Annotated in this window: 18 protein-coding genes; 11 read left to right on the plus strand and 7 right to left on the minus strand. The window is 66.4% G+C overall.

What is annotated here, in order from left to right; all coding sequences use genetic code 11:
• Positions 1–4: 4 nt before the first annotated feature.
• From QP512_RS13050 to QP512_RS13060, 3 genes are all read left to right on the plus strand, one after another.
• Positions 5–1099: a homocysteine S-methyltransferase family protein gene (locus tag QP512_RS13050; RefSeq protein ID WP_286069010.1), complete on the plus strand. Its 1095-nt coding sequence runs from the start codon at positions 5–7 to the stop codon at positions 1097–1099.
• Positions 1096–3780: a methionine synthase gene (gene metH / locus QP512_RS13055; RefSeq protein WP_286069012.1), complete on the plus strand. Its 2685-nt coding sequence runs from the start codon at positions 1096–1098 to the stop codon at positions 3778–3780. The genes QP512_RS13050 and metH overlap by 4 nt, the downstream gene beginning before the upstream one ends.
• An 82-nt stretch (positions 3781–3862) precedes the next feature.
• Positions 3863–5050, plus strand: a complete 1188-nt coding sequence (locus tag QP512_RS13060) for an MFS transporter (protein WP_286069014.1) — start codon at positions 3863–3865, stop codon at positions 5048–5050.
• Between the two features lie 15 nt (positions 5051–5065).
• Here QP512_RS13060 and QP512_RS13065 read toward each other — a convergent pair whose 3' ends face one another.
• The 6 genes from QP512_RS13065 to QP512_RS13090 all read right to left on the minus strand — a co-directional run bounded on the left by QP512_RS13065 (position 5066) and on the right by QP512_RS13090 (position 11150).
• A complete protein-coding gene (locus QP512_RS13065; protein ID WP_286069016.1) occupies positions 5066–7138 on the minus strand; it encodes an acyltransferase family protein in 2073 nt (690 codons plus the stop codon).
• 54 nt (positions 7139–7192) lie between these two features.
• Complete coding sequence (locus tag QP512_RS13070; protein WP_286069018.1) at positions 7193–7873, minus strand: DUF2058 family protein; 681 nt, start codon at positions 7871–7873, stop codon at positions 7193–7195.
• A 10-nt stretch (positions 7874–7883) separates the two neighbouring features.
• Positions 7884–8126, minus strand: coding sequence for a SlyX family protein (locus tag QP512_RS13075; RefSeq protein WP_005410256.1), 243 nt, complete (start codon positions 8124–8126; stop codon positions 7884–7886).
• Positions 8119–9468, minus strand: coding sequence for a UDP-glucose/GDP-mannose dehydrogenase family protein (locus QP512_RS13080; protein WP_286069019.1), 1350 nt, complete (start codon positions 9466–9468; stop codon positions 8119–8121). The genes QP512_RS13075 and QP512_RS13080 overlap by 8 nt, the downstream gene beginning before the upstream one ends.
• 23 nt (positions 9469–9491) lie before the next feature.
• Positions 9492–10469, minus strand: coding sequence for an FKBP-type peptidyl-prolyl cis-trans isomerase (locus QP512_RS13085; protein WP_286069020.1), 978 nt, complete (start codon positions 10467–10469; stop codon positions 9492–9494).
• Between the two features lie 96 nt (positions 10470–10565).
• Complete coding sequence (locus QP512_RS13090) at positions 10566–11150, minus strand: glutathione peroxidase (protein ID WP_286069021.1); 585 nt, start codon at positions 11148–11150, stop codon at positions 10566–10568.
• A 367-nt stretch (positions 11151–11517) separates the two neighbouring features.
• Between QP512_RS13090 and QP512_RS13095 the strand changes: the two genes are divergently transcribed.
• The 7 genes from QP512_RS13095 (at position 11518) to QP512_RS13125 (ending at position 16097) form a co-directional block, all read left to right on the plus strand.
• A complete protein-coding gene (locus tag QP512_RS13095) occupies positions 11518–11754 on the plus strand; it encodes a hypothetical protein (protein ID WP_286069023.1) in 237 nt (78 codons plus the stop codon).
• Between the two features lie 2 nt (positions 11755–11756).
• Positions 11757–12116 carry a GntR family transcriptional regulator gene (locus QP512_RS13100; protein WP_286069025.1) on the plus strand — a complete coding sequence of 120 codons (360 nt, stop codon included), beginning with the start codon at positions 11757–11759 and terminating at the stop codon, positions 12114–12116.
• Complete coding sequence (locus tag QP512_RS13105) at positions 12116–12991, plus strand: ABC transporter ATP-binding protein (RefSeq protein ID WP_286069027.1); 876 nt, start codon at positions 12116–12118, stop codon at positions 12989–12991. The genes QP512_RS13100 and QP512_RS13105 overlap by 1 nt, the downstream gene beginning before the upstream one ends.
• Positions 12988–14016, plus strand: a complete 1029-nt coding sequence (locus QP512_RS13110) for an ABC-2 transporter permease (protein ID WP_286069028.1) — start codon at positions 12988–12990, stop codon at positions 14014–14016. The genes QP512_RS13105 and QP512_RS13110 overlap by 4 nt, the downstream gene beginning before the upstream one ends.
• Positions 14017–14041: 25 nt before the next feature.
• Positions 14042–14929, plus strand: coding sequence for a DUF4097 family beta strand repeat-containing protein (locus tag QP512_RS13115; RefSeq protein WP_286069029.1), 888 nt, complete (start codon positions 14042–14044; stop codon positions 14927–14929).
• A 30-nt stretch (positions 14930–14959) separates the two neighbouring features.
• On the plus strand, positions 14960–15571 hold the full coding sequence (locus QP512_RS13120; protein ID WP_286069031.1) for a hypothetical protein: 612 nt from the start codon (positions 14960–14962) through the stop codon (positions 15569–15571).
• Positions 15572–15671: 100 nt separating this feature from the next.
• Positions 15672–16097: a hypothetical protein gene (locus QP512_RS13125; RefSeq protein ID WP_033833950.1), complete on the plus strand. Its 426-nt coding sequence runs from the start codon at positions 15672–15674 to the stop codon at positions 16095–16097.
• A 108-nt stretch (positions 16098–16205) separates the two neighbouring features.
• Here the strand turns inward: QP512_RS13125 and QP512_RS13130 are convergent, their stop codons facing one another.
• The gene (locus tag QP512_RS13130; protein ID WP_286069032.1) at positions 16206–17645 is read right to left on the minus strand and encodes a class II fumarate hydratase; all 1440 of its coding nucleotides are present in this window, start codon (positions 17643–17645) and stop codon (positions 16206–16208) included.
• 292 nt (positions 17646–17937) lie between these two features.
• Between QP512_RS13130 and purB the strand changes: the two genes are divergently transcribed.
• Positions 17938–19305 (plus strand): adenylosuccinate lyase, encoded by a 1368-nt coding sequence (purB, locus tag QP512_RS13135; RefSeq protein ID WP_286069033.1) that lies wholly within the window; start codon positions 17938–17940, stop codon positions 19303–19305.
• The last annotated feature ends 340 nt before the right edge of the window (positions 19306–19645 follow it).

A 19645-nucleotide genomic window follows, 5' to 3' on the forward strand; every position in this document is an offset into this window, starting at 1 on the left:
CGCCATGTCCACGCTGCCCTGGTTGCATCCTGATCGTGCCAACGCCCTGCTCGATGCCCTGCGCGAGCGGATCCTGATCATCGACGGTGCGATGGGCACGATGATCCAGCGCCATGGCCTGCAGGAAGACGACTACCGCGGCGAGCGCTTCGCCGGCGGCTACGACCACGTACACGGCCCGGGCTGTGACCAAGGCACACCTGAAGGTCACGATCTCAAAGGCAACAACGATCTGCTGCTGTTGACCCGGCCGCAGGTCATCGCCGACATCCACACCGCCTATCTCGAAGCCGGTGCGGATCTGGTCGAAACCAACACCTTCAACGCCACCTCGGTCAGCCAGGCCGACTACCACCTCGAACACCTGGTCTATGAGCTGAACAAGGCGGGCGCTGCGGTAGCTCGCGCCTGCTGCGATGCCGCCGCTGCACGCACCCCGGGCAAACCGCGCTTTGTCATCGGCGTGCTTGGCCCGACCAGCCGCACGGCCTCGATCAGTCCCGATGTCAACGACCCGGGCTTCCGCAACACAAGCTTCGATGAACTGCGCGACACCTACCGCGAAGCGATCGACGGCCTGATTGACGGCGGTGCCGACACGATCATGGTCGAGACCATCTTCGACACGCTCAATGCCAAAGCCGCGCTCTATGCGCTGGAGGAGGCGTTCGATGCACGTGGCGCGCGCCTGCCGGTGATGATCTCCGGCACCATCACCGACGCGTCGGGACGCACATTGTCGGGGCAGACGGCAGAAGCGTTCCATGCCTCGCTGGCCCATGCGCGCCCTCTGTCGATCGGGCTGAACTGTGCGCTGGGTGCCGATGCGATGCGCCCGCACGTGGAAACCTTGTCGCAGGTGTCGGACTGCTATGTCAGTGCGCACCCCAATGCGGGCCTGCCCAATGCCTTCGGTGAGTACGACGAATCCCCCGAGGACATGGCCACCACCCTGCGGGGGTTCGCCGAGGACGGCCTGCTGAACCTGGTCGGTGGCTGCTGCGGCTCCACCCCCGACCATATCCGCGCGATCGCCCAGGCCGTAGCCGGGCTCGCACCGCGCGCCCTGCCCGGCGCACAGGAGCAGCACGCCGCATGAGCAGCACGCCTTTCACCCGCCTGTCCGGCCTGGAACCGCTGGTCATCACCCCGGACCTGCTGTTCGTCAACGTCGGCGAACGCACCAACGTCACCGGCAGCGCCCAGTTCCGCAAACTCATCAAGGAGGGCCGCTACGAAGAAGCCGTGGACGTGGCCCGCCAGCAGGTGGCCAGCGGCGCACAGATCCTCGACGTCAACATGGACGAGGGCCTGATCGATTCGGAGGCAGCGATGACCCGCTACCTCAACCTGATCATGTCCGAGCCGGACATCGCGCGCATCCCGGTGATGGTCGACTCCTCGAAGTGGAGCGTGATCGAGGCCGGCCTGAAATGCCTGCAGGGCAAGAGCGTGGTCAACTCGATCTCGCTGAAGGAAGGCGAGGCGCTGTTCCGCGAGCACGCGCGCAAGGTGCTGCGCTACGGCGCCGCCGCGGTGGTGATGGCCTTCGACGAAGCCGGCCAGGCCGATACCTGCGCGCGCAAGGTCGAGATCTGCACCCGCGCCTACCGCATCCTGGTCGACGAGATCGGCTTCCCGCCGCAGGACATCATCTTCGACCCGAACATCTTCGCCGTCGCCACCGGCATCGAAGAGCACGACAACTATGCGGTGGACTTCATCGAAGCCACCCGCATCATCAAGCAGACGCTGCCGCACTGCCATGTGTCTGGCGGCGTCTCCAACGTGTCGTTCTCGTTCCGTGGCAACGAAACAGTACGCCAGGCCATCCACTCGGTGTTCCTGTACCACGCCATCGCCGCCGGCATGGACATGGGCATCGTCAACGCCGGCGCCATGCCGATCTACGACGAGCTGGAGCCGGAGCTGCGCGAGCGCGTGGAGGATGTGATCCTCAACCGCCGCAGCGACGCCACCGAGCGTCTGCTGGAGATCGCCGAGCGCTACAAGGGCAGGAAGGGCGCAGCGAAGACCGAGGACCTGGCCTGGCGCGAGAAGCCGGTCGCGCAGCGCCTGGCGCACGCGCTGGTGCACGGCCTGGACGCGTATGTGGAAGAGGACACCGAACTGGCGCGCCAGGCCTCCAGCCGCCCGCTGGACGTGATCGAAGGCCCGCTGATGGACGGCATGAACGTGGTCGGCGACCTGTTCGGCGCCGGCAAGATGTTCCTGCCGCAGGTGGTGAAGTCCGCGCGCGTGATGAAGAAGGCGGTGGCCTACCTGCTGCCCTACATCGAAGCGGAAAAGGCGCGCAGTGGCGACACCGCCAAGAGCAACGGCAAGATCATCATGGCCACGGTGAAGGGCGATGTGCATGACATCGGCAAGAACATCGTCGGCGTGGTCCTGGCCTGCAACAACTTTGAAGTAGTCGACCTTGGCGTGATGGTGCCGGCACAGAAGATCCTTGATGCCGCCCGCGAACACAACGCCGACCTGATCGGTCTGTCCGGGCTGATCACCCCGTCGCTGGAGGAGATGAGCCACGTGGCCCGCGAGATGCAACGCCAGGGCTTCGACCTGCCTCTGCTGATCGGTGGCGCCACCACCTCGCGCGCGCATACCGCGCTGAAGATCGACCCGCATTACCACGCGCCGACGGTCTGGGTGAAGGACGCCTCGCGCGCGGTCGGCGTGGCGCAGTCGCTGATCTCGCGCGACCTGCGCGAAGCCTTCGTTGCCGCCAACGAGGCCGATTATGCCGAGATCCGTGCGCGGCACCGCAACCGTGGTGATGCCAAGCGCCTGGTCTCGCTGGAGCACGCGCGTGGGCAGAAGTTCCAGGGCGGCTGGGACAGCTACACGCCGCCAGCACCGAACCAGCCCGGCCTGCACGTATTCGACGACTACCCGCTGGCCGAACTGGTCGAGTACATCGACTGGACGCCGTTCTTCCAGGCCTGGGAGTTGGCCGGCAAGTTCCCGGCCATCCTCACCGACGAGATCGTCGGCGCCCAGGCCAGCGATCTGTACAAGGACGCCCGCGCGATGCTCGACCGCATCGTCGGCGAGAAGTGGCTGACCGCCAAGGCGGTGTTCGGCCTGTGGCCGGCCAACAGCATCGGCGACGATGTGCGCGTGCAGCACCCGCAGGGCGAAACCACCCTGCACTTCCTGCGCCAGCAGGTGGACAAGCCGGCCGAGCGCCCGGACTTCTGCCTGGCCGATTTCATTGCACCGGCCGACAGCGGAAAACAGGATTGGATCGGCGCGTTCGCGGTCACCGCCGGCATCGGCATCGACGCCCACGTCGCACGCTTCGAAGCCGAGCATGACGACTACAACGCGATCCTGCTGAAGGCCCTGGCCGACCGCTTCGCCGAGGCGCTGGCCGAGCGCCTGCACCAGCGCGTGCGCACCCGATTCTGGGGCTACGACCGCGCCGAGACGCTGGACAACGAGGCCCTGATCGACGAGCAGTACCGCGGCATCCGTCCGGCACCGGGCTACCCGGCCTGCCCCGAGCACAGCGAGAAGCGCCGCCTGTTCGACCTGCTGCACGCTGAGAAGAACGCTGGCATGGAATTGACCGAGAGCTTCGCGATGCTGCCGACCGCCGCGGTGTCGGGTTACTACTTCAGCCACCCGCAGAGCCAGTATTTCGTGGTCGGCCGCCTCAGCCGCGAGCAGGTCACCGACTATGCGCGGCGCAAGGGCGTGGACCGCGCCCAGGCCGAGCGCTGGCTGGCCTCCAACCTCGACTACGACCCCGAATGACACAAAAGGGCGGAGGGGATCAAGTCGCTCATGAACAAACGACCTGATCCCCTCCGCTCCCTTTTTGCCTCATCATTCCACGATGACCGTTCCCGTTGCCCGCCTCTCAAGTTTCTATCTGTTCTACTACGCGGCGCTCGGGGCGTTCACTCCGTACTGGAGCCTGTTCCTCACCGCGCGCGGGATGAGCGTGACCGCGATCAGCGTGATGATGGGCCTGTGGTATGCCACGCGCGTGGTTGCACCCAGCGCCTGGACCTCGCTGGCGGCCACTTCGCCACGGCCGATCCGCCTGTTGCGCATCGGCTGCGTGCTGACCCTGGTCAGCTTCGCCGCGTTCCTGCTCCCGCTGCCGCAGCCGTGGATGTACCCGGCGATGATCGTGTTCTGCTTCTTCTACAACGCAGTGATGCCGCAGTTCGAGTCGATCACCCTTACCCACCTCGGCAATGACAGCCATCGCTATGGGCTGATCCGGGTCTGGGGCTCGCTGGGCTTCATCGCCATCGTCACCCTGTTCGGCTGGCTGATCGAAGGCGATGGCACCCGCAGCCGCGCCGGCCTGCTGCCGTGGATGATGCTGCCACTGTTCGCGCTGCTGGTCGCCTCGGCCTTCAGCAACCACTACGCTCGCGACATCGGCAAGGCAGGGGGCGACGCCAGCGGCTTCTGGCAGATCGTGCGCCGACCGCCGGTGCTGGCGTTCTTCCTCGCTGCTTTCATGGAGCAGCTGTCGTTCGGGCCGTACTACACGTTCTTCTCGGTCTACATGGACCACCACGGCTACCGCACGTCCACGCTCGGCCTGCTCTGGACCATCGGCGTGGTGTTCGAGGTCGGCGTGTTCTTCACCATTGGGCGCTTCTTCCGTCGCTATGACGCCAGCTGGATGCTGTTGATCGCGCTGGTCAGTTCCTGCCTGCGCTGGGCAGTCACCGCCCTGTTCCCGGAAAACCTGCCGGTGATGCTGGTGGCGCAGACCGCGCATGCACTCGGCTTTGCCGCGTTCTTCGCTGCCGCGATGCAGATGCTGGCGACCTACTTCCCGGGTCGTCTCAACGGCCATGGCCAGGGCCTGCTGTACGGCTTCTCGTCCGGCGTCGGTGGCGTGCTGGGCGCGCTCATCGCCGGCCAGTTGTGGAAGATCGACGAGGGTCGCACCGCGTTTCTGGCCGGCAGCGGCTTCGCGCTGATCGGGGCGCTGCTGTGCTTCTTCGCGCTCAGCCTGCCGCTGATCCGTGCGAGCCGCAGCGGCGCACGCACGGGTTGAGCGCTCCGCCCCGCTTCAGTGCTTCCGCAGTACCTGCAACAGCGACGGCAGCAGCACGCGGTTGCCATAGCCACTAAGGTGATCGCCATCGAAGTACAGCGGCCGGCCATCGCGCTGTGCCGGGCACAGGGTGGCATCGCACAACACCGGCAGCGGATCCCACATCACTGCGCCAGGCAGGCCGTCGACCACCTGCTGCAGGCTGCCCAGCATCGGTGCGCGCAGCGCATCCATGTCCGCGCGGGTGCTGACCAACCCATTGCGGCAGACTTCATTGCGGGCGTTGAAGGTGTCCGAACACCGGTAAGGCGGTGCTGGCAGCACCGGCTTGGGCGCTTCCATCACGATGCGCACGCCGCGCTCAGTCAATGGCTTCCACTGCGCGATCGCCTCGGCCACCTCCGCATCGCGGCCGGCCACGGCTTCCGGTGTCCGTTCGCCGGCGAGCTGCGTCGCGGCATCGAACAGTACGAACTGGTCGGACAGGCGCGGTACCCGCAGTGACACCAGCACAACTACGTCGCCTGGCTGCGCCCGCTGGCTGATATCGGCGAACACAGCGGCATCGAATGCCTCGCAGCCGGCGCCTGCCCCTCGCCATTTCTGCAGACTGACCTGCGGGCAGCCACCGCGGCCGTACAACGACACGTGCGCGCCGGTGTCCAGCGCCAGCCGCTGCAGCAGCTCGATGTAGGCCATGGCATGCGAATCGCCGGCCACGAAAACGTGGGCGGGTGCACCGGCGGAGACCGGAAGATCACAGCGTCCGCGCGCATACGTGCGGGCACTGCCGCCTTCAAAGCGATGCTTGTCGGTCTGCAGCGCGCAGCCAGGGTAGTCGCGGGCGATGCTCTTGCCGCTGGCATACCAGTCCGTTGAATGCCGGCTGACGGTACTCAGCGACAGCAGCGATGCCTGAGAGTACAGCAGCATCTGCAGGCCGCCGGACAGCACAAGCACGGCGGCACCACTGACCACCCAGCGCTGCGAAGTCGCCCGCGGCACCAACGGGCCACGGAAAGGCTGTTCCACCCAGCGCCACGACAGCCAGGACAACACGCCAACCAACAGCATCGCAAGAAGCATCTGCAGCGGCGTATCCAGGCCCACGGTCCAGCGCATCAGTACGAACACCGGCCAATGCCAGAGGTACAGCGAGTAGGACAGCAGGCCGATGCGGCGCATGGGCGCGCTGGCCAGCACGCGGCCGATCCCGGCCTGCGGATGGTGGTGCAGCGCCCACAGCAGGCCCGCCGTCGCGAAGGTCGGCAGCAGGCCGTCTGGCCAAGGTGAATGCCCGGCGCGCGCCGTCCACAGCGCCCAGCCCAGCAGGGCCAACGACAGCGCGGCCAGCAGCGAGAACACCCACCTGCTGCGGGCCAGCGAGCGCTGGGTCAGTGGATCGAGCGATGCCCGCACGTGCAACAACTGGAACAGCAGCACACCTGCGCCCAGCTGCCACAACCGCGTGGTCGTTGCGTAGAACGCCCAGGAAGGCGGGGCCTCGCGCAGACCCAGTACCGCCGCATGCAGCAGGGATGCGACGCTGACCAGCGCGAACAGGCCCACGCTGAGCCAGCGCCCACGCGCGCCCCGTGCCCAGGCCAGGAACAGCAGCGGAAACAGCAGGTAGAACTGCTCTTCCACACCCAGCGACCAGGTGTGGGTATAGGGATTGAACTCGGCCTTGGGCGCGAAGTAGTCGTTGCCTACCGCGGCCAACACCCAGTTGCTGAAGCCGAAGAAGGCCATCAGCCCGGTCTTGTCACTGGCCTCGCTCAACCACGATTCGGGGATGAACAGCACGCTGGCCACTGCGGTGGCCAGCAGGCAGGCCACCAGGGCCGGAGCGATACGGCGGATGCGGCGAGCGTAGAAGCGCAGCATCGATGCCTCCAGCGACAGTGGCGGCAGGCGGTGCACCGAAGCACTCACCACGAAACCGGAAATGACGAAGAACACGTCCACGCCGGTGAAGCCACCCGGCAGCCAGGCCGGATCCAGGTGGAACACGATCACCGCCAATACGGCGACCGCGCGCAGTCCATCGATGTGCGGTACGTAACCGCGCCCTGCATCAGCCGTCATCCTGCCCCTCCCCCCAACCGCCACGTCGGCGGGCGTGGCAGGCAACTCAGTCCATTACCAGACCAGGTCGTCCGGTACCTGGTACTGCGGATCGGCGTACGGATCTTCCTCGGCCGGCGCATTCGGGTCGACCTTCAGCGCCACCGACGCGGCGAACACCGCCTCGGACTGCGCCAGCACCTCGGCGGTCACCAGCAGGTAGCGGCCATTGAGCTGGACCACCCCAAGCTCGCCGGCATTGAGCGCGGTCAGCTGTTCGGCGGTCACATAGATGCGCTTGATCTTGCCGCCATACGGGAAGTGGCGGGCGATATCGGCCGCTTCCGAGTTCAGGCTCTTGTCCTTCAGCAGTTCTTCCAGCTTGGCCTTGGCCTCGCGGCGCACACGCGCCTCTTCCTGCTTCAGGCGCTCGGTCTCGATGCGCTCTTCCTTTTCCTTCTGCGCGCGGATGGCGTAGGCCTTGGCCAGGTCCATCTCTTCAGCGCTGCGCGGCTTGCGCGGGCCCTGCTGGCCCGGGCCACGCGACTGGGCGGACTTGCCCGGGCCACCGTGGCCATGCCCGCGACGCTCGCCGGGCTTGTGCTCGCCCCGGCCTGCGCCCTGCGGCTTTCCATTGCCGTTACCACCCTTGCCCTGCGGGCGGCCATCACGGCGGGGACCATCATTCTTGCGCTCGGGCTTGGGCGCGGGCTTGAAGCCCAGGCCCATCAGCTGGTCGCGGAGGGTATCGCTCATAGGATTCGGATCAGTAGTGCGGCGGCGGCGGTTCGCTCGCCGGATCGGAAGAATTCAGCGCGTTGCGGACCTTGCCCAGGTCTTCCAGCAGCACGCGCAACACGTCGGCGTTGCGCATGCCCTGCATGCGGGCATCGGCCAGCGCATCGCTCAGTTCGGCAAGCGCCTGTTCCTGGAAGGACACGCGCATTTCCAGTTCGACCAGGCGCGCTTCCAGCGCCTGCTCGCGCTCGGTCGGCAGCAGGTCAGACATGCAACGAACGCCCCCGGCCGATGCCGTAGTAGGCCAGGCCCGCTGCTTCCACTTCAGCCGGCTCGTACAGGTTGCGCCCGTCGAATACCGCGGCATCCTTCAGCTGCTCGCGCAGCTTCTGGAAATCGGGGCTGCGGAACTGCTTCCACTCGGTGACCACCACCAGCGCATCGGCGCCCTGCAGCGCTTCGTCGGCGCTGTTGCAGAACACCAGATCATCGCGCTCGCCGAAGATGCGCTGCGATTCGTGCATGGCTTCCGGGTCGTAGGCACGCACCTTGGCACCGCCCTCCCACAGCTGCGCCAGCAGGCGACGGCTGGAGGCTTCACGCATGTCGTCGGTATTCGGCTTGAATGCAAGGCCCCACACGGCAAAGGTCTTGCCGCGCACGCCTTCGTCCTCGCCCTTGTCGTAATGACGCTGGATGAGCGCGAACAAGTGGCCCTTCTGCGCATCGTTGACCGCTTCCACCGCGTTCAGCAGCTTCGGTTCAAGGCCGTACTGCTGCGCCGTGCGGGCCAGGGCCTGCACATCCTTGGGGAAGCACGAGCCGCCGTAACCGGCACCCGGGTAGATGAAGTGCCAGCCGATACGGGGATCCGAGCCGATGCCCTGGCGGACCTGCTCGACGTCGGCGCCCACGCGTTCGGCGATGTTGGCAATTTCGTTCATGAACGAGATCTTGGTCGCCAGCATCGCGTTCGCGGCGTACTTGGTCAGTTCGGCCGAACGCACGTCCATTTCCACCACGCGGTCGTGGTTGCGGTTGAACGGCGCATACAGGCGGCGCATCACCGCCACCGACTCTTCGCTGGTCGCACCGATGATGATGCGGTCCGGGCGCATGCAGTCGGCGACCGCGTCGCCTTCCTTGAGGAATTCCGGGTTGGACACCACGTCGAAGGCGATGTCCGCGCCACGCGCGGCCAGCTCTTCGGCGATGGCGGCACGCACCTTGTCGGCGGTGCCGACCGGCACCGTCGACTTGTTGACCACCACGGTCGGCACGCTCATGTGCCGGCCGATGGTGCGGGCCACGGCCAGCACGTACTGCAGGTCGGCGCTGCCGTCCTCGTCCGGCGGCGTGCCCACGGCGATGAACACCACCTGGCCATGCGCGATGGCAGCCGCGGCATCGGTGGTGAACGCCAGCCGCGAAGCGGCGTGGTTGGCCTTCACCATCGGCTCCAGGCCGGGCTCATAGATCGGGATGATGCCCTGGTTGAGGCCATCCACCTTGGCCTGGTCGATATCGACGCAGACCACCTGATGACCGACATCAGCCAGGCAGGTACCGGTCACCAGCCCTACATAACCGGTACCAAAAATCGCAACGCGCATGTCCGTATTCGCTCCTGGATGACTTACGGCAGAACGCCCAGCAGTTCCACGTCAAACGTCAGCGTCGCGTTCGGACCGATCGGGCCACCCGGGGTGCCGTTCTCGCCGTAGGCCAGGTTGCCCGGGATCCAGAAGCGGTACTTCGAACCGACCGGCATCAGCGCCACGCCTTCGGTCCAGCCCTTGATCACCTGGTCCAGACCGAACTCGGCCGGCTGACGACCATAGGAGCTGTCGAACACGGTGCCGTTGAGCAGCTTGCCTTCATAGTTCACGCGCACCTTGCTGCTCGGCAGCGGACGCTCGCCACTGCCCGGGCGGATGACCTGGTACTGCAGGCCCGAGGCGGTGGTCACCACGCCCGGCTGGGTCTTGTTCTTGGCCAGGAAGGCATTGCCTTCTTCGCGGTTGGTCTGCGCAGCGGCGGCGGCCTTGGCCTGCATTTCAGCCTGCTTGCTGCCCATGAAGGCCTGGATGGTGGCGGTCGCGTCAGCTTCCGTCATCTTCGGCTGCCCCTTGGTCAGACCGGTGCTGATCGCGTCAAACAGCGAAGCGACGTCGATATCGTCCTTCAGCTGCGCCAGCGACGGACCGACCGAGTAGGAACCGATCATCTGCGACACCTTGACGCGGTCGACCTTCGGCGGCTGCGAACCCGGCGCCACGCCCGGCACCTGCTGGCCGCTGCGGGCCATCACGACCTGGCGCAGCGCCGCGTCGGTGGCCTTCGCCTGCTCCTGGGTGATCTGCGGCTGCAGGCCTTCGAAGGAACGCTCCACGGCGGTGCGCAGGGCAGCCACGTCGATCTCATCGGCGATCGGGGTGAACGACTTGGCCACGTCCAGGCCGATGGCGTAGCCGAGCTTCTGCTTGGGGGAATTCAAGGTTGCGGTCTCCTTGGCGGCTGCGGGGGCAGCCGGTTGTTGCGACAGAGCGACACCCGAAGTGCCCATCGCCAGAATCAGAACCGACGCCGCGGCGCCGCGCATTCCCATCTTCATTCGCTGCATTCCTGGAAGTGTCTGGGCGCCGACGTCGGCGCGAAAAGAGACATTGTCGCACGCATGCCGTCGATGTCGAGGCATGCGCACCGGATATCAACGCGCTGTGGCGGCCAGCGCCTTCTCGATGGCCGCAGTGAGCTGCGGATCCTCCGGCGTCACCTTGCTGGCGAACTGGGCGATGACCTTGCCATCGCGCCCCAGCAGGTATTTGTGGAAGTTCCAGCCCGGCGCCACGCCGGTGGCAGCAGCGAGGCGCTGGTACAGCGGCGTCGCCTCGGCGCCGACCACATGCACCTTCTCGAACATCGGGAACTTGACGCCATAGGTCAGCGTGCAGAAGTCCTGGATCTGCTTCTCGTCACCCGGCTCCTGCCCCTTGAAATCATTGGAGGGGAAACCGAGCACCGCGAAACCACGGGCTGCGTAGCGCTTCTGCAGCGCCTCCAGGCCTTCGTACTGCGGAGTGTAGCCGCACTTGCTGGCGGTGTTGACCACCAGCAGCACCTGGCCGTGGTAGCGCTGCTGCAGGTTGACCTGCTGCTTGCTGGCCAGCGGCCGGTAGTCCAGGTCGAGCAGGTCGGCGGCCAGGGCGCTGGCAGAACCGGCAACACCGGCCACCATCAGGGCCAGCAGGGACAGGCCGCGCAGGCGGCGCGGCGAAACGGTCGGCAGGGGCATCAGGAGCGGTCCGCGGTAGCCATTCACAAGGCCCGGCCAGCAGCGGCCGGGAATCGGCCGAACTATAGCACCGGGCTCCGGCCGCCCTGATGGCAGCAGGCGACCCCGGCTTTGCGCGGCGTGGCGAGTACGCGGTCCGCCGTTCTTCGCTGGCCAGGTAATGACATGGTATGGACATCGCTGAATGGAAGGCCGGCCTGGAACGCTTCATGCGACAATTCAATTTACCTTTAAGATCAATATCTTGAGCGAATATGCCATTGATCTGACCACCCCTGCCATCAGTTGGGGAGGGCCAGGGGTTGCACATGGGCGTGCCGGTGTTATAGTTGCATACAACACCAGTCACCTGAGACAGGGGGAAGCCATGAACGTCCGGATCCGTCGCAACTTCACCGCACCCGCGGCCGCTGCTGTCTCGACCCTGATCGTGCTGGCCTGGCTGGCCGCACCCACCTCCCCCGCCTCCCCCGACAGTGGGCAGGACGCCACCGCTTCACCGGCAGGGAACGCCGCTCCCTCCTCCCCTCCCCCGCGTCGGCTGCACAGCTCCCTGTCCATGCCGTATTTCTCGTTCGCCCAGCCGCTGACCCCACGGAGCTGAATATGAGCGACATCCAGTGGAGCGACGGCGCTCCCATCTACCGTCAGTTGAAGGAGCGCGTGATCGCCATGATGCTCGACGGAATCCTCAAGCCGGGCGATGCCCTGCCTTCGGTGCGCCAGGTGGCCGCCGATTACCAGCTCAACCCCATCACCGTGTCGCGCGCTTACCAGGAACTGGCCGACGAAGGCCTGGTCGAGAAGCGCCGCGGGCTGGGCATGTTCATGACCGAGCAGGCCGCCACGCAGCTGCGCAGCAGCGAGCGCGAGCGCTTCCTCAATGAAGAATGGCCGGCCGTGCTGGAGCGCATCCAGCGCCTGGGCCTGAGCCTCGACGAATTGCTGCCCCAGGGGAACCTCTGATGAATAGCACCGCAAGCGAACCCGTCATCACCGCCCGCGGCCTGCGCAAGGCCTACAAGACCACGGTCGCGCTCGACAATGCCAGCTTCAGCATTCCGAGCGGGCGCATCGTCGGCCTGATCGGCCCCAACGGTGCCGGCAAGACCACGGCATTGAAGGCTCTGCTCGGCCTGACCTCGGTGGAAGGTGAGCTGAGCGTGCTGGGCCGCGACCCACGGCTGCACCGCGACGAACTGATGAATGACATCTGCTTCATCGCCGACGTTGCCGTGCTGCCGCGCTGGCTCAAGGTGCGCGAGGCGATCGACTTCGTCGCAGGCGTGCACCCGCGTTTCGACCGCGCCCGCTGCGAGCGTTTCCTGGCCAACACCAAGCTGCAACCGAAGCAGCGCGTGCGCGAACTGTCCAAGGGCATGATCGTGCAGCTGCACCTGGCGCTGGTGATGGCCATCGATGCCCGCATCCTGGTGCTGGACGAGCCCACCCTGGGCCTGGACATCCTGTACCGCAAGGAGTTCTACCAGCGCCTGCTGGAAGACTACTTCGACGAGCAGAAGACCATCATCGTCACCACCCACCAGGTGGAAGAGATCGAGCACATCCTCAGCGACGTCATGTTCATCCGTGATGGCCGCATCGTGCTTGATGCGGAAATGGACGAGGTCGGCCAGCGCTACACCGAACTGCTGGTCAACGCCGACCAGCTGGAGACCGCACGCGCCCTGAAGCCGATCGACGAGCGCAGCCTGGCGTTCGGCAAGACCGTGATGCTGTTCGACGGCGTACCGCGCACCCAGCTTTCCACCCTTGGCGAGACCCGCAGCCCGGGCCTGGCCGACCTGTTCGTCGCCGTCATGAAGGGGACCTACGCATGAATGCCGTCAACCACCCCGTCAGCCCCCTCGGTACCCTGCGCTGGCTGCTCAAGCGCGAGTACTGGGAAAACCGAGGCGGCTTCCTGTATGCCCCGCTGATCGCCGGCCTGATCTCGCTGGTGATGAGCACCGTCGGCATTGCCTTCGGCCTGTTCGCGCTGAACCGCGCGGCGCGCAACGGCGCACTGCATGTCGATGGCGAAAGCGTGAACGTCAACGGCCTGGACCTGGCGCTGCTGACACGCAACATCAACGGCAAGGACCTGGCCGACCTGGGCAACGGGCTCGACCTGACCCTGGTGCTCAGCTCGGCTTGGCCGTTCCTGGTGCTGGCCTTCGTGGTGTTCTTCTACTGCTTGGGCGCCCTGTACGACGACCGCCGCGACCGCAGCATCCTGTTCTGGAAGTCGTTGCCGCTGTCGGACACCCAGACCGTGTTGTCCAAGGTGATCAGCGCGCTGATCGTGGCACCGCTGATCGCGGTGGTCGCCGGCATCATCACCATGTTCGGCTTCATGCTGATCATCAGCATCGTCGCACTGATGCACGGTGGCAGCCCGATGGCGCTGATCTGGGGCCCGGCCAGCCCGTTGACCCTGGCCGCCGGGCACCTGAGCTGGATTCCGGTCTACGCGCTGTGGGCCCTGCCCACTGCAGGCTGGCTGCTGCTGTGCTCAGCCTGGGCCAGGAGCAAGCCGTTCCTGTGGGCGGTGATGCTGCCGCTGTTTGCCGGCGTCATCGTCAGCACCACCAAGGTCATGCCGCTGTTCGGCCTGACCACCGGCTGGTTCTGGCAGAACATCGTCGGCCGCCTGCTGCTGGGCGGCGTGCCCGGCATGGACCTGCTGTACCGCCTCGGCGCCGGTGAAGGATCGCGCCGCGACCTGGATTCGGTGGTCAGCCTGATGTCGCCCGCCTCGCAGCTGAAGTCGCTGGCGATGCCGGAACTGTGGATCGGTGCGGCCATCGGTGCAGTGTTCATCTTCCTCGCCATCCGCCTGCGCAAGCGCGCCGGCGAGATCTGATTCCATCCACCCGGAGGCACGTCCCATGCGTTCCCTGCTCGCCTGTTCCGCGTTGTTGCTGTTGCCGCTGTCGGCACTCGCTGCCGATGCCCCGAACTGCAAGTTCACTGCTGCGCGCACGTTGAAGCTGGATGCGGCTGGTGCCAGGGCGGTGGTGATCGAGGTGAACCAGCACGACCTGAAAGTCGTCGCCAGCAAGGGTGGCGGCCAGCTCGATGGCCGCGCCTGCGCCTCCAGCCAGGAATGGCTGGACCAGCTGGTACTGGATCAGCGAAGGGAAGGCGACAAGCTGGTCGTCAGCCTGCGTCGGGACGGTCGACACAGCGGCATCAGCCTGGGCAACAGCTATGCCTGGCTGGACATCCGTGGCAGCGTGCCGGACAACCTGCCGCTGCAGCTCAAGGTCGGCTCGGGCGATGCCAGCGTGGAGAACGCACAGTCGCTGAGCGTGGATGTCGGCTCGGGTGACGCCGTTGCCCGCGGCACGCGCGGCAGCATCCACGCCGCAGTGGGCTCGGGCGACCTGAACATCGACGGCGGCAGTTCACTGAACCTGCTGTCGCTGGGCTCGGGTGACGTCAATGTCCGCAACATCGGCGGCGACGCCGTTACCGGGACGGTCGGTTCGGGTGACCTGAAGATCACCGATGTGCGTGGCAACGCGCGGCTGGACACGGTCGGTTCGGGCGACATCGAGTTCAAGCGCGTGCAGGGCAGCGTCGAAGTCGGCGTGGTCGGCTCCGGCGGCGTCGACCTGGCCGACATCGGCGGCAACGTGCATGTACGCAGCCACGGCTCGGGCGACATCCAGGTGGACGGCGTACGCGGCAGCCTGACCGTCGACCACAGCGGCAGCGGCGATGTCGAACACCGCAACGTCAGCGGCCGGGTCACCCTGCCGCGCAGCAAGTAATCCTCTTCCAGACACGTCCAGGGGAACATCATGAATCTGTTGCGCCTGCTGCCCGCCACCCTGCTGTGCCTGCCGCTGATCGCCTGCGGCGGCACCTCCTCCGCGCCCGACAAGAGCGTCGGCAAGAGCGTTGCCGAAGCCACCAGCGGCGTCGGCCAGTCCGTCAAGGAAGCCATGGACGATGCCCGCAAGGAGATCGCCCAGGGCAACATCAAGATCTCGGGCGGCAACCAGCCGCGTGCGGAGATCACGCCGGACGGCCGCCTGCTGATCGCCGGCAAGGAGGTCGCCGCCAACGACACCCAGCGCCGCCACCTGCAGGAGTACCGCGGTCACGTGGTCGCCGTTGCGATGGCGGGCATGGATGTCGGCGTGGCCGGTGCCAAGCTCGGCGCCAACGCGGCCGGTGAAGCGCTGAAGGGCATCTTCAGCGGCGATAGCGAAGGCGTGGAAAAGCGCATCAACGCCGAAGCCGCCAAGATCGAGGCACAGGCCAAGCGCATCTGTGATCGCCTGCCGGCGATGCTGGCCAGCCAGCAGGCACTGGCGCGCGAGCTGCCGGCGTTCAAGCCCTACGCGACCATGGACCAGAGCGACGTGGACGACTGCGGCAAGGACAACTCGGTCACGTTCTCCAACTGAGACAAATCGACGCACCCGACCGGCAGCGGCCTTCCGTTGCCGGTCCGGCCGCGGCGGCAGGCTTACAATGGGGGCCCCGGATGCCCCTGAACCGAACGCCATGAAGAAGTTGTTCCTGCTGCTGGCCGCCCTGCTCTGCCTGGGCCTGGTCGGCTGCGACAAGGATTACCGCAACCACCGCGCCGAGCGCGGCAAGCCCAAGATTTCCGTCAGCGAAGGCATGGTGACCGTGCGCCGCCCGCCGGCACCGAACATCATCATCCTCGGCGATGGCACGATGAAGGTGGACGAGATCCAGATTCCGCTGGACGACGGACAGAAGCAGATGCTGCAGACGATGTTCGGCAAGCTGCAGGTACTTCGCCAGAACACGCTGGTGGCTGCGCCGGCCGACCCGAACATGCAGCCGGTGAAGATCCAGCCGCCGGAAGGCATGGAGGTTATCCCGGCGGACCTGATCCAGCGCATCCCCGAATTCAAGGATTACACCGACACCTTCGGCAACATCGTCGCCGACCGTCGCTGAAGCAGAAACGCCGCCCAAGGGCGGCGTTTCCTTTTGTAGAGCCGAGCCCATGCTCGGCTACTGCCCGGAACCTGAGCCGAGCATGCGCTCGGCACTACAACCAGCAGATCAACCGCCGGCGCCACCACCGCCAGCCTGGATGCCACCGGCAGTCAGTGCGGTCGGATCCAGCAGGCGTCGCAGCTCGATCTCGTCCAGGCCGCTGTCTTCCAGCGCCACATCCAGCACCGGGCGCTGTTCCTTGTAGGCGCGCTTGGCGATGGCCGCGGCCTTTTCATAGCCGATGATCGGGTTCAGCGCGGTCACCAGGATCGGGTTGCGCGCCAGCGCCTCGGCCACGCGGTCCTCGCGCACCTTCAGGCCGGCGATGGCACTGTCGGCCAGCAGGGTGGACACGTTGGCCAGCAGGCCAATGCCATCGAGCAGGTTCACCGCGATCAACGGCAGGGTGACGTTGAGCTGGAAGTTGCCGGTCTGCCCGGCCACGGTGATCGCCGTGTGGTGGCCGATCACCTGCGCGCAGGCCATCACGGTGGCTTCCGGAATCACCGGGTTGACCTTGCCCGGCATGATCGAGCTGCCCGGCTGCAGCGCCGGCAGTTCAATCTCGCCCAGCCCGGCCAGCGGACCGGCGTTCATCCAGCGCAGATCATTGGCGATCTTGATCAGCGCCACCGCCAGCGCGTTGAGCTGACCGGACAGTTCCACCGCATCATCCTGCGCCGCCAGCCCTTCGAACTTGTTCTCGGCGCTGTCGAACTTGATCGAGGTCTGTTGCTTCAGCGCCTTGGCCACCTGCGCACCGAAACGCGGGTCGGCGTTGATGCCGGTGCCGATCGCGGTGCCCCCCAGCGGCAGCCGGCGCACGCGCTTGAGGCTGTCCTCGATGCGTTCCTGCGCCGACGCGAGCTGCGCCGACCACGCACCGAATTCCTGTTCGAAGGTCAGCGGCATCGCATCCATCAGGTGGGTGCGACCGGTCTTGACCACCTTGCGCAGGCTGCGGCCCTTCTTGTCCAGGGTCTTGCGCAGGTGCACCAGCGCCGGCAGCAGCTGTTCGTGCGTGGCCAGCACCGCCGACACGCGCAGCGCGGTCGGGATCACGTCATTGGAGCTCTGCCCCTGGTTGACGTGGTCGTTCGGGTGCACCACGGTCTTGCCCGCCTTGCCGGCACGGTTGGCCAGGGTAGCGATGACCTCGTTGGCATTCATGTTCGACGACGTACCCGAGCCGGTCTGGTAGACGTCGATCGGGAAATGCGCGTCCCAGTCACCGGCAGCCACTTCGGCGGCGGCGGTCTGGATGGCCTTGGCCACGGTCTTGGGCAGGTGGCCCAGTTCGGCATTGACGCCGGCAGCGGCGCCCTTGACCAGGCCCAGCGCACGGATGAAACCGCGCGGCATGCGCTGGCCCGAGACCGGGAAATTCTGCACGGCACGCTGGGTCTGCGCGCCCCACAGGGCATCGGCAGGCACCTGCAGCTCGCCCATGCTGTCGTGTTCGATCCGGAACCCCGCGGTTCCACCCTTGCTTGCAGCTTTGCTCATTGCATCGACTCCGCACTACTTCAGTTGGGGAAAGGGAAGCGGCGGCTGGCAGGGTGTCGCTTCCCGGGCTGGCGGCTGCGCCAACGATACTCCCTTGCCTGCAGCATGGGATGACGAGTGCGGGCCAGATCGTTCTGTCCGCAGGGCCGTGTTGTAGAGCCGAGCCTGCGCTCGGCTGGCCCGTGGGCGCTGGATTACCCGGAGCAGCCGAGCGTGGGCCCGGCTCTCCAGGGCACGCCTGCCCGGCACGTCGTAGAATATGGCCCCCGCCGCTCGTCCCCGCCCTGCCGACATGTCCGATTCCGCCCTGCTCGCCCTGTCCCCGCTCGATGGCCGCTACGCCGGCAAGGTCGACGCCCTGCGCCCGATCTTCTCCGAATACGGCCTGATCAAGGCCCGCATCGTGGTCGAGGTGGAATGGCTGCTGGCCCTGGCCGCCGAACCGGGGATCGTCGAGCTGGCGCCGTTCTCCGACGCCGCCATCGCCCGCCTGCGCGCCCTGGCCGCCAACTTCAGCCCGGCCCAGGCCGCACGCGTGAAGGAAATCGAGCGCACCACCAACCATGACGTCAAGGCGGTGGAGTACTTCATCAAGGAACAGCTGAAGGACGACGCCGAGCTGGCACCGGCGCTGGAATTCGTGCATTTCGCCTGCACCAGCGAAGACATCAACAACCTCAGCTACGGCCTGATGCTGGAACAGGCGCGACGTGAGGTGCTGCTGCCGACCCTGGATGGCATTGCCACCACCCTGCGCACCCTGGCCCATGCCCAGGCCGGCCAGCCGATGCTGTCGCGCACCCACGGACAGACCGCTTCGCCGACCACCCTGGGCAAGGAGCTGGCCAACGTGGTCGCCCGCCTCGAGCGCCAGCGCCGGCAGATCGCCGCGGTGGAACTGACCGGCAAGATCAACGGTGCGGTGGGCAACTACAACGCGCACGTGGCCAGCTACCCGGACGTTGACTGGCCGGCCTTCGCCGAGCGCTTCGTGACCGGGCTGGGCCTGGTGTTCAACCCGTACACCACGCAGATCGAGCCGCACGACAACGTGGCCGAGATCGGCGATGCCGCGCGCCGCGCCAACATCATCCTGATCGACCTGGCCCGCGACATCTGGGGCTACATCTCGCTGGGCTACTTCAAGCAGCGCCTGAAGGAAGGCGAAGTCGGCTCGTCGACGATGCCGCACAAGGTCAACCCGATCGACTTCGAGAATGCCGAAGGCAATTTCGGCATCGCCAACGCACTGTTCGAGCACTTCAGCGCGAAGCTGCCGATCAGCCGCTGGCAGCGTGACCTGACCGATTCCACCGTGCTGCGTGCACTGGGCACCGCGTTCGGCCACAGCCAGGTGGCGCTGGACTCGCTGGCCAAGGGCCTGGGCAAGCTGGAAGTGAACCCGCAGCGGCTGGACGCGGATCTGGACGCGGCATGGGAAGTGCTGGCAGAAGCCGTGCAGACGGTGATGCGCCGCCATGGCCTGCCGAATCCGTACGAGCAGCTGAAGGCGCTGACACGTGGCCAGGGCATCACCGCCGAGTCGATGCGTGCGTTCGTGCAGGGGCTGGAGCTGCCGGCGGATGCGAAGCAGCGCCTGCTGGAGATGACCCCGGGCAGCTACACCGGCCTGGCCGAGTCGCTGGCGAAGAAGATCTAAGGGGTTTCCGTTGCGGCGGCGGCCGCGGGCGCTGCCTGCGGCAGGAAACGGCAACAGCAACATCAACGTCAAGAGCGGCTCAGGATTGCTGCTAGCTGGGCGGGGCAGGCTGGGTTCGCGGGGGACGCCGTGAATCCGTCCGTGGAGGCTTGGCAGCCGCATCCATGCGGCTGACACCCCCGCGAACCCAACCCGCCCCACCTCTGACAGATTCCGGTGACGGATCGAAGAGCGTTGGGTTGTCGGGACGGAATTTGAAAGAGAGACGCGGCTTCGCCGCGTCCCTCCTTGTTTGTGGGGGTTTTGTAGAGCCGAGCCCATGCTCGGCTGCGTTTCGCGT

The sequence above is a fragment of the Stenotrophomonas sp. 57 genome (assembly GCF_030291075.1).
Classification (GTDB): Bacteria; Pseudomonadota; Gammaproteobacteria; order Xanthomonadales; family Xanthomonadaceae; genus Stenotrophomonas.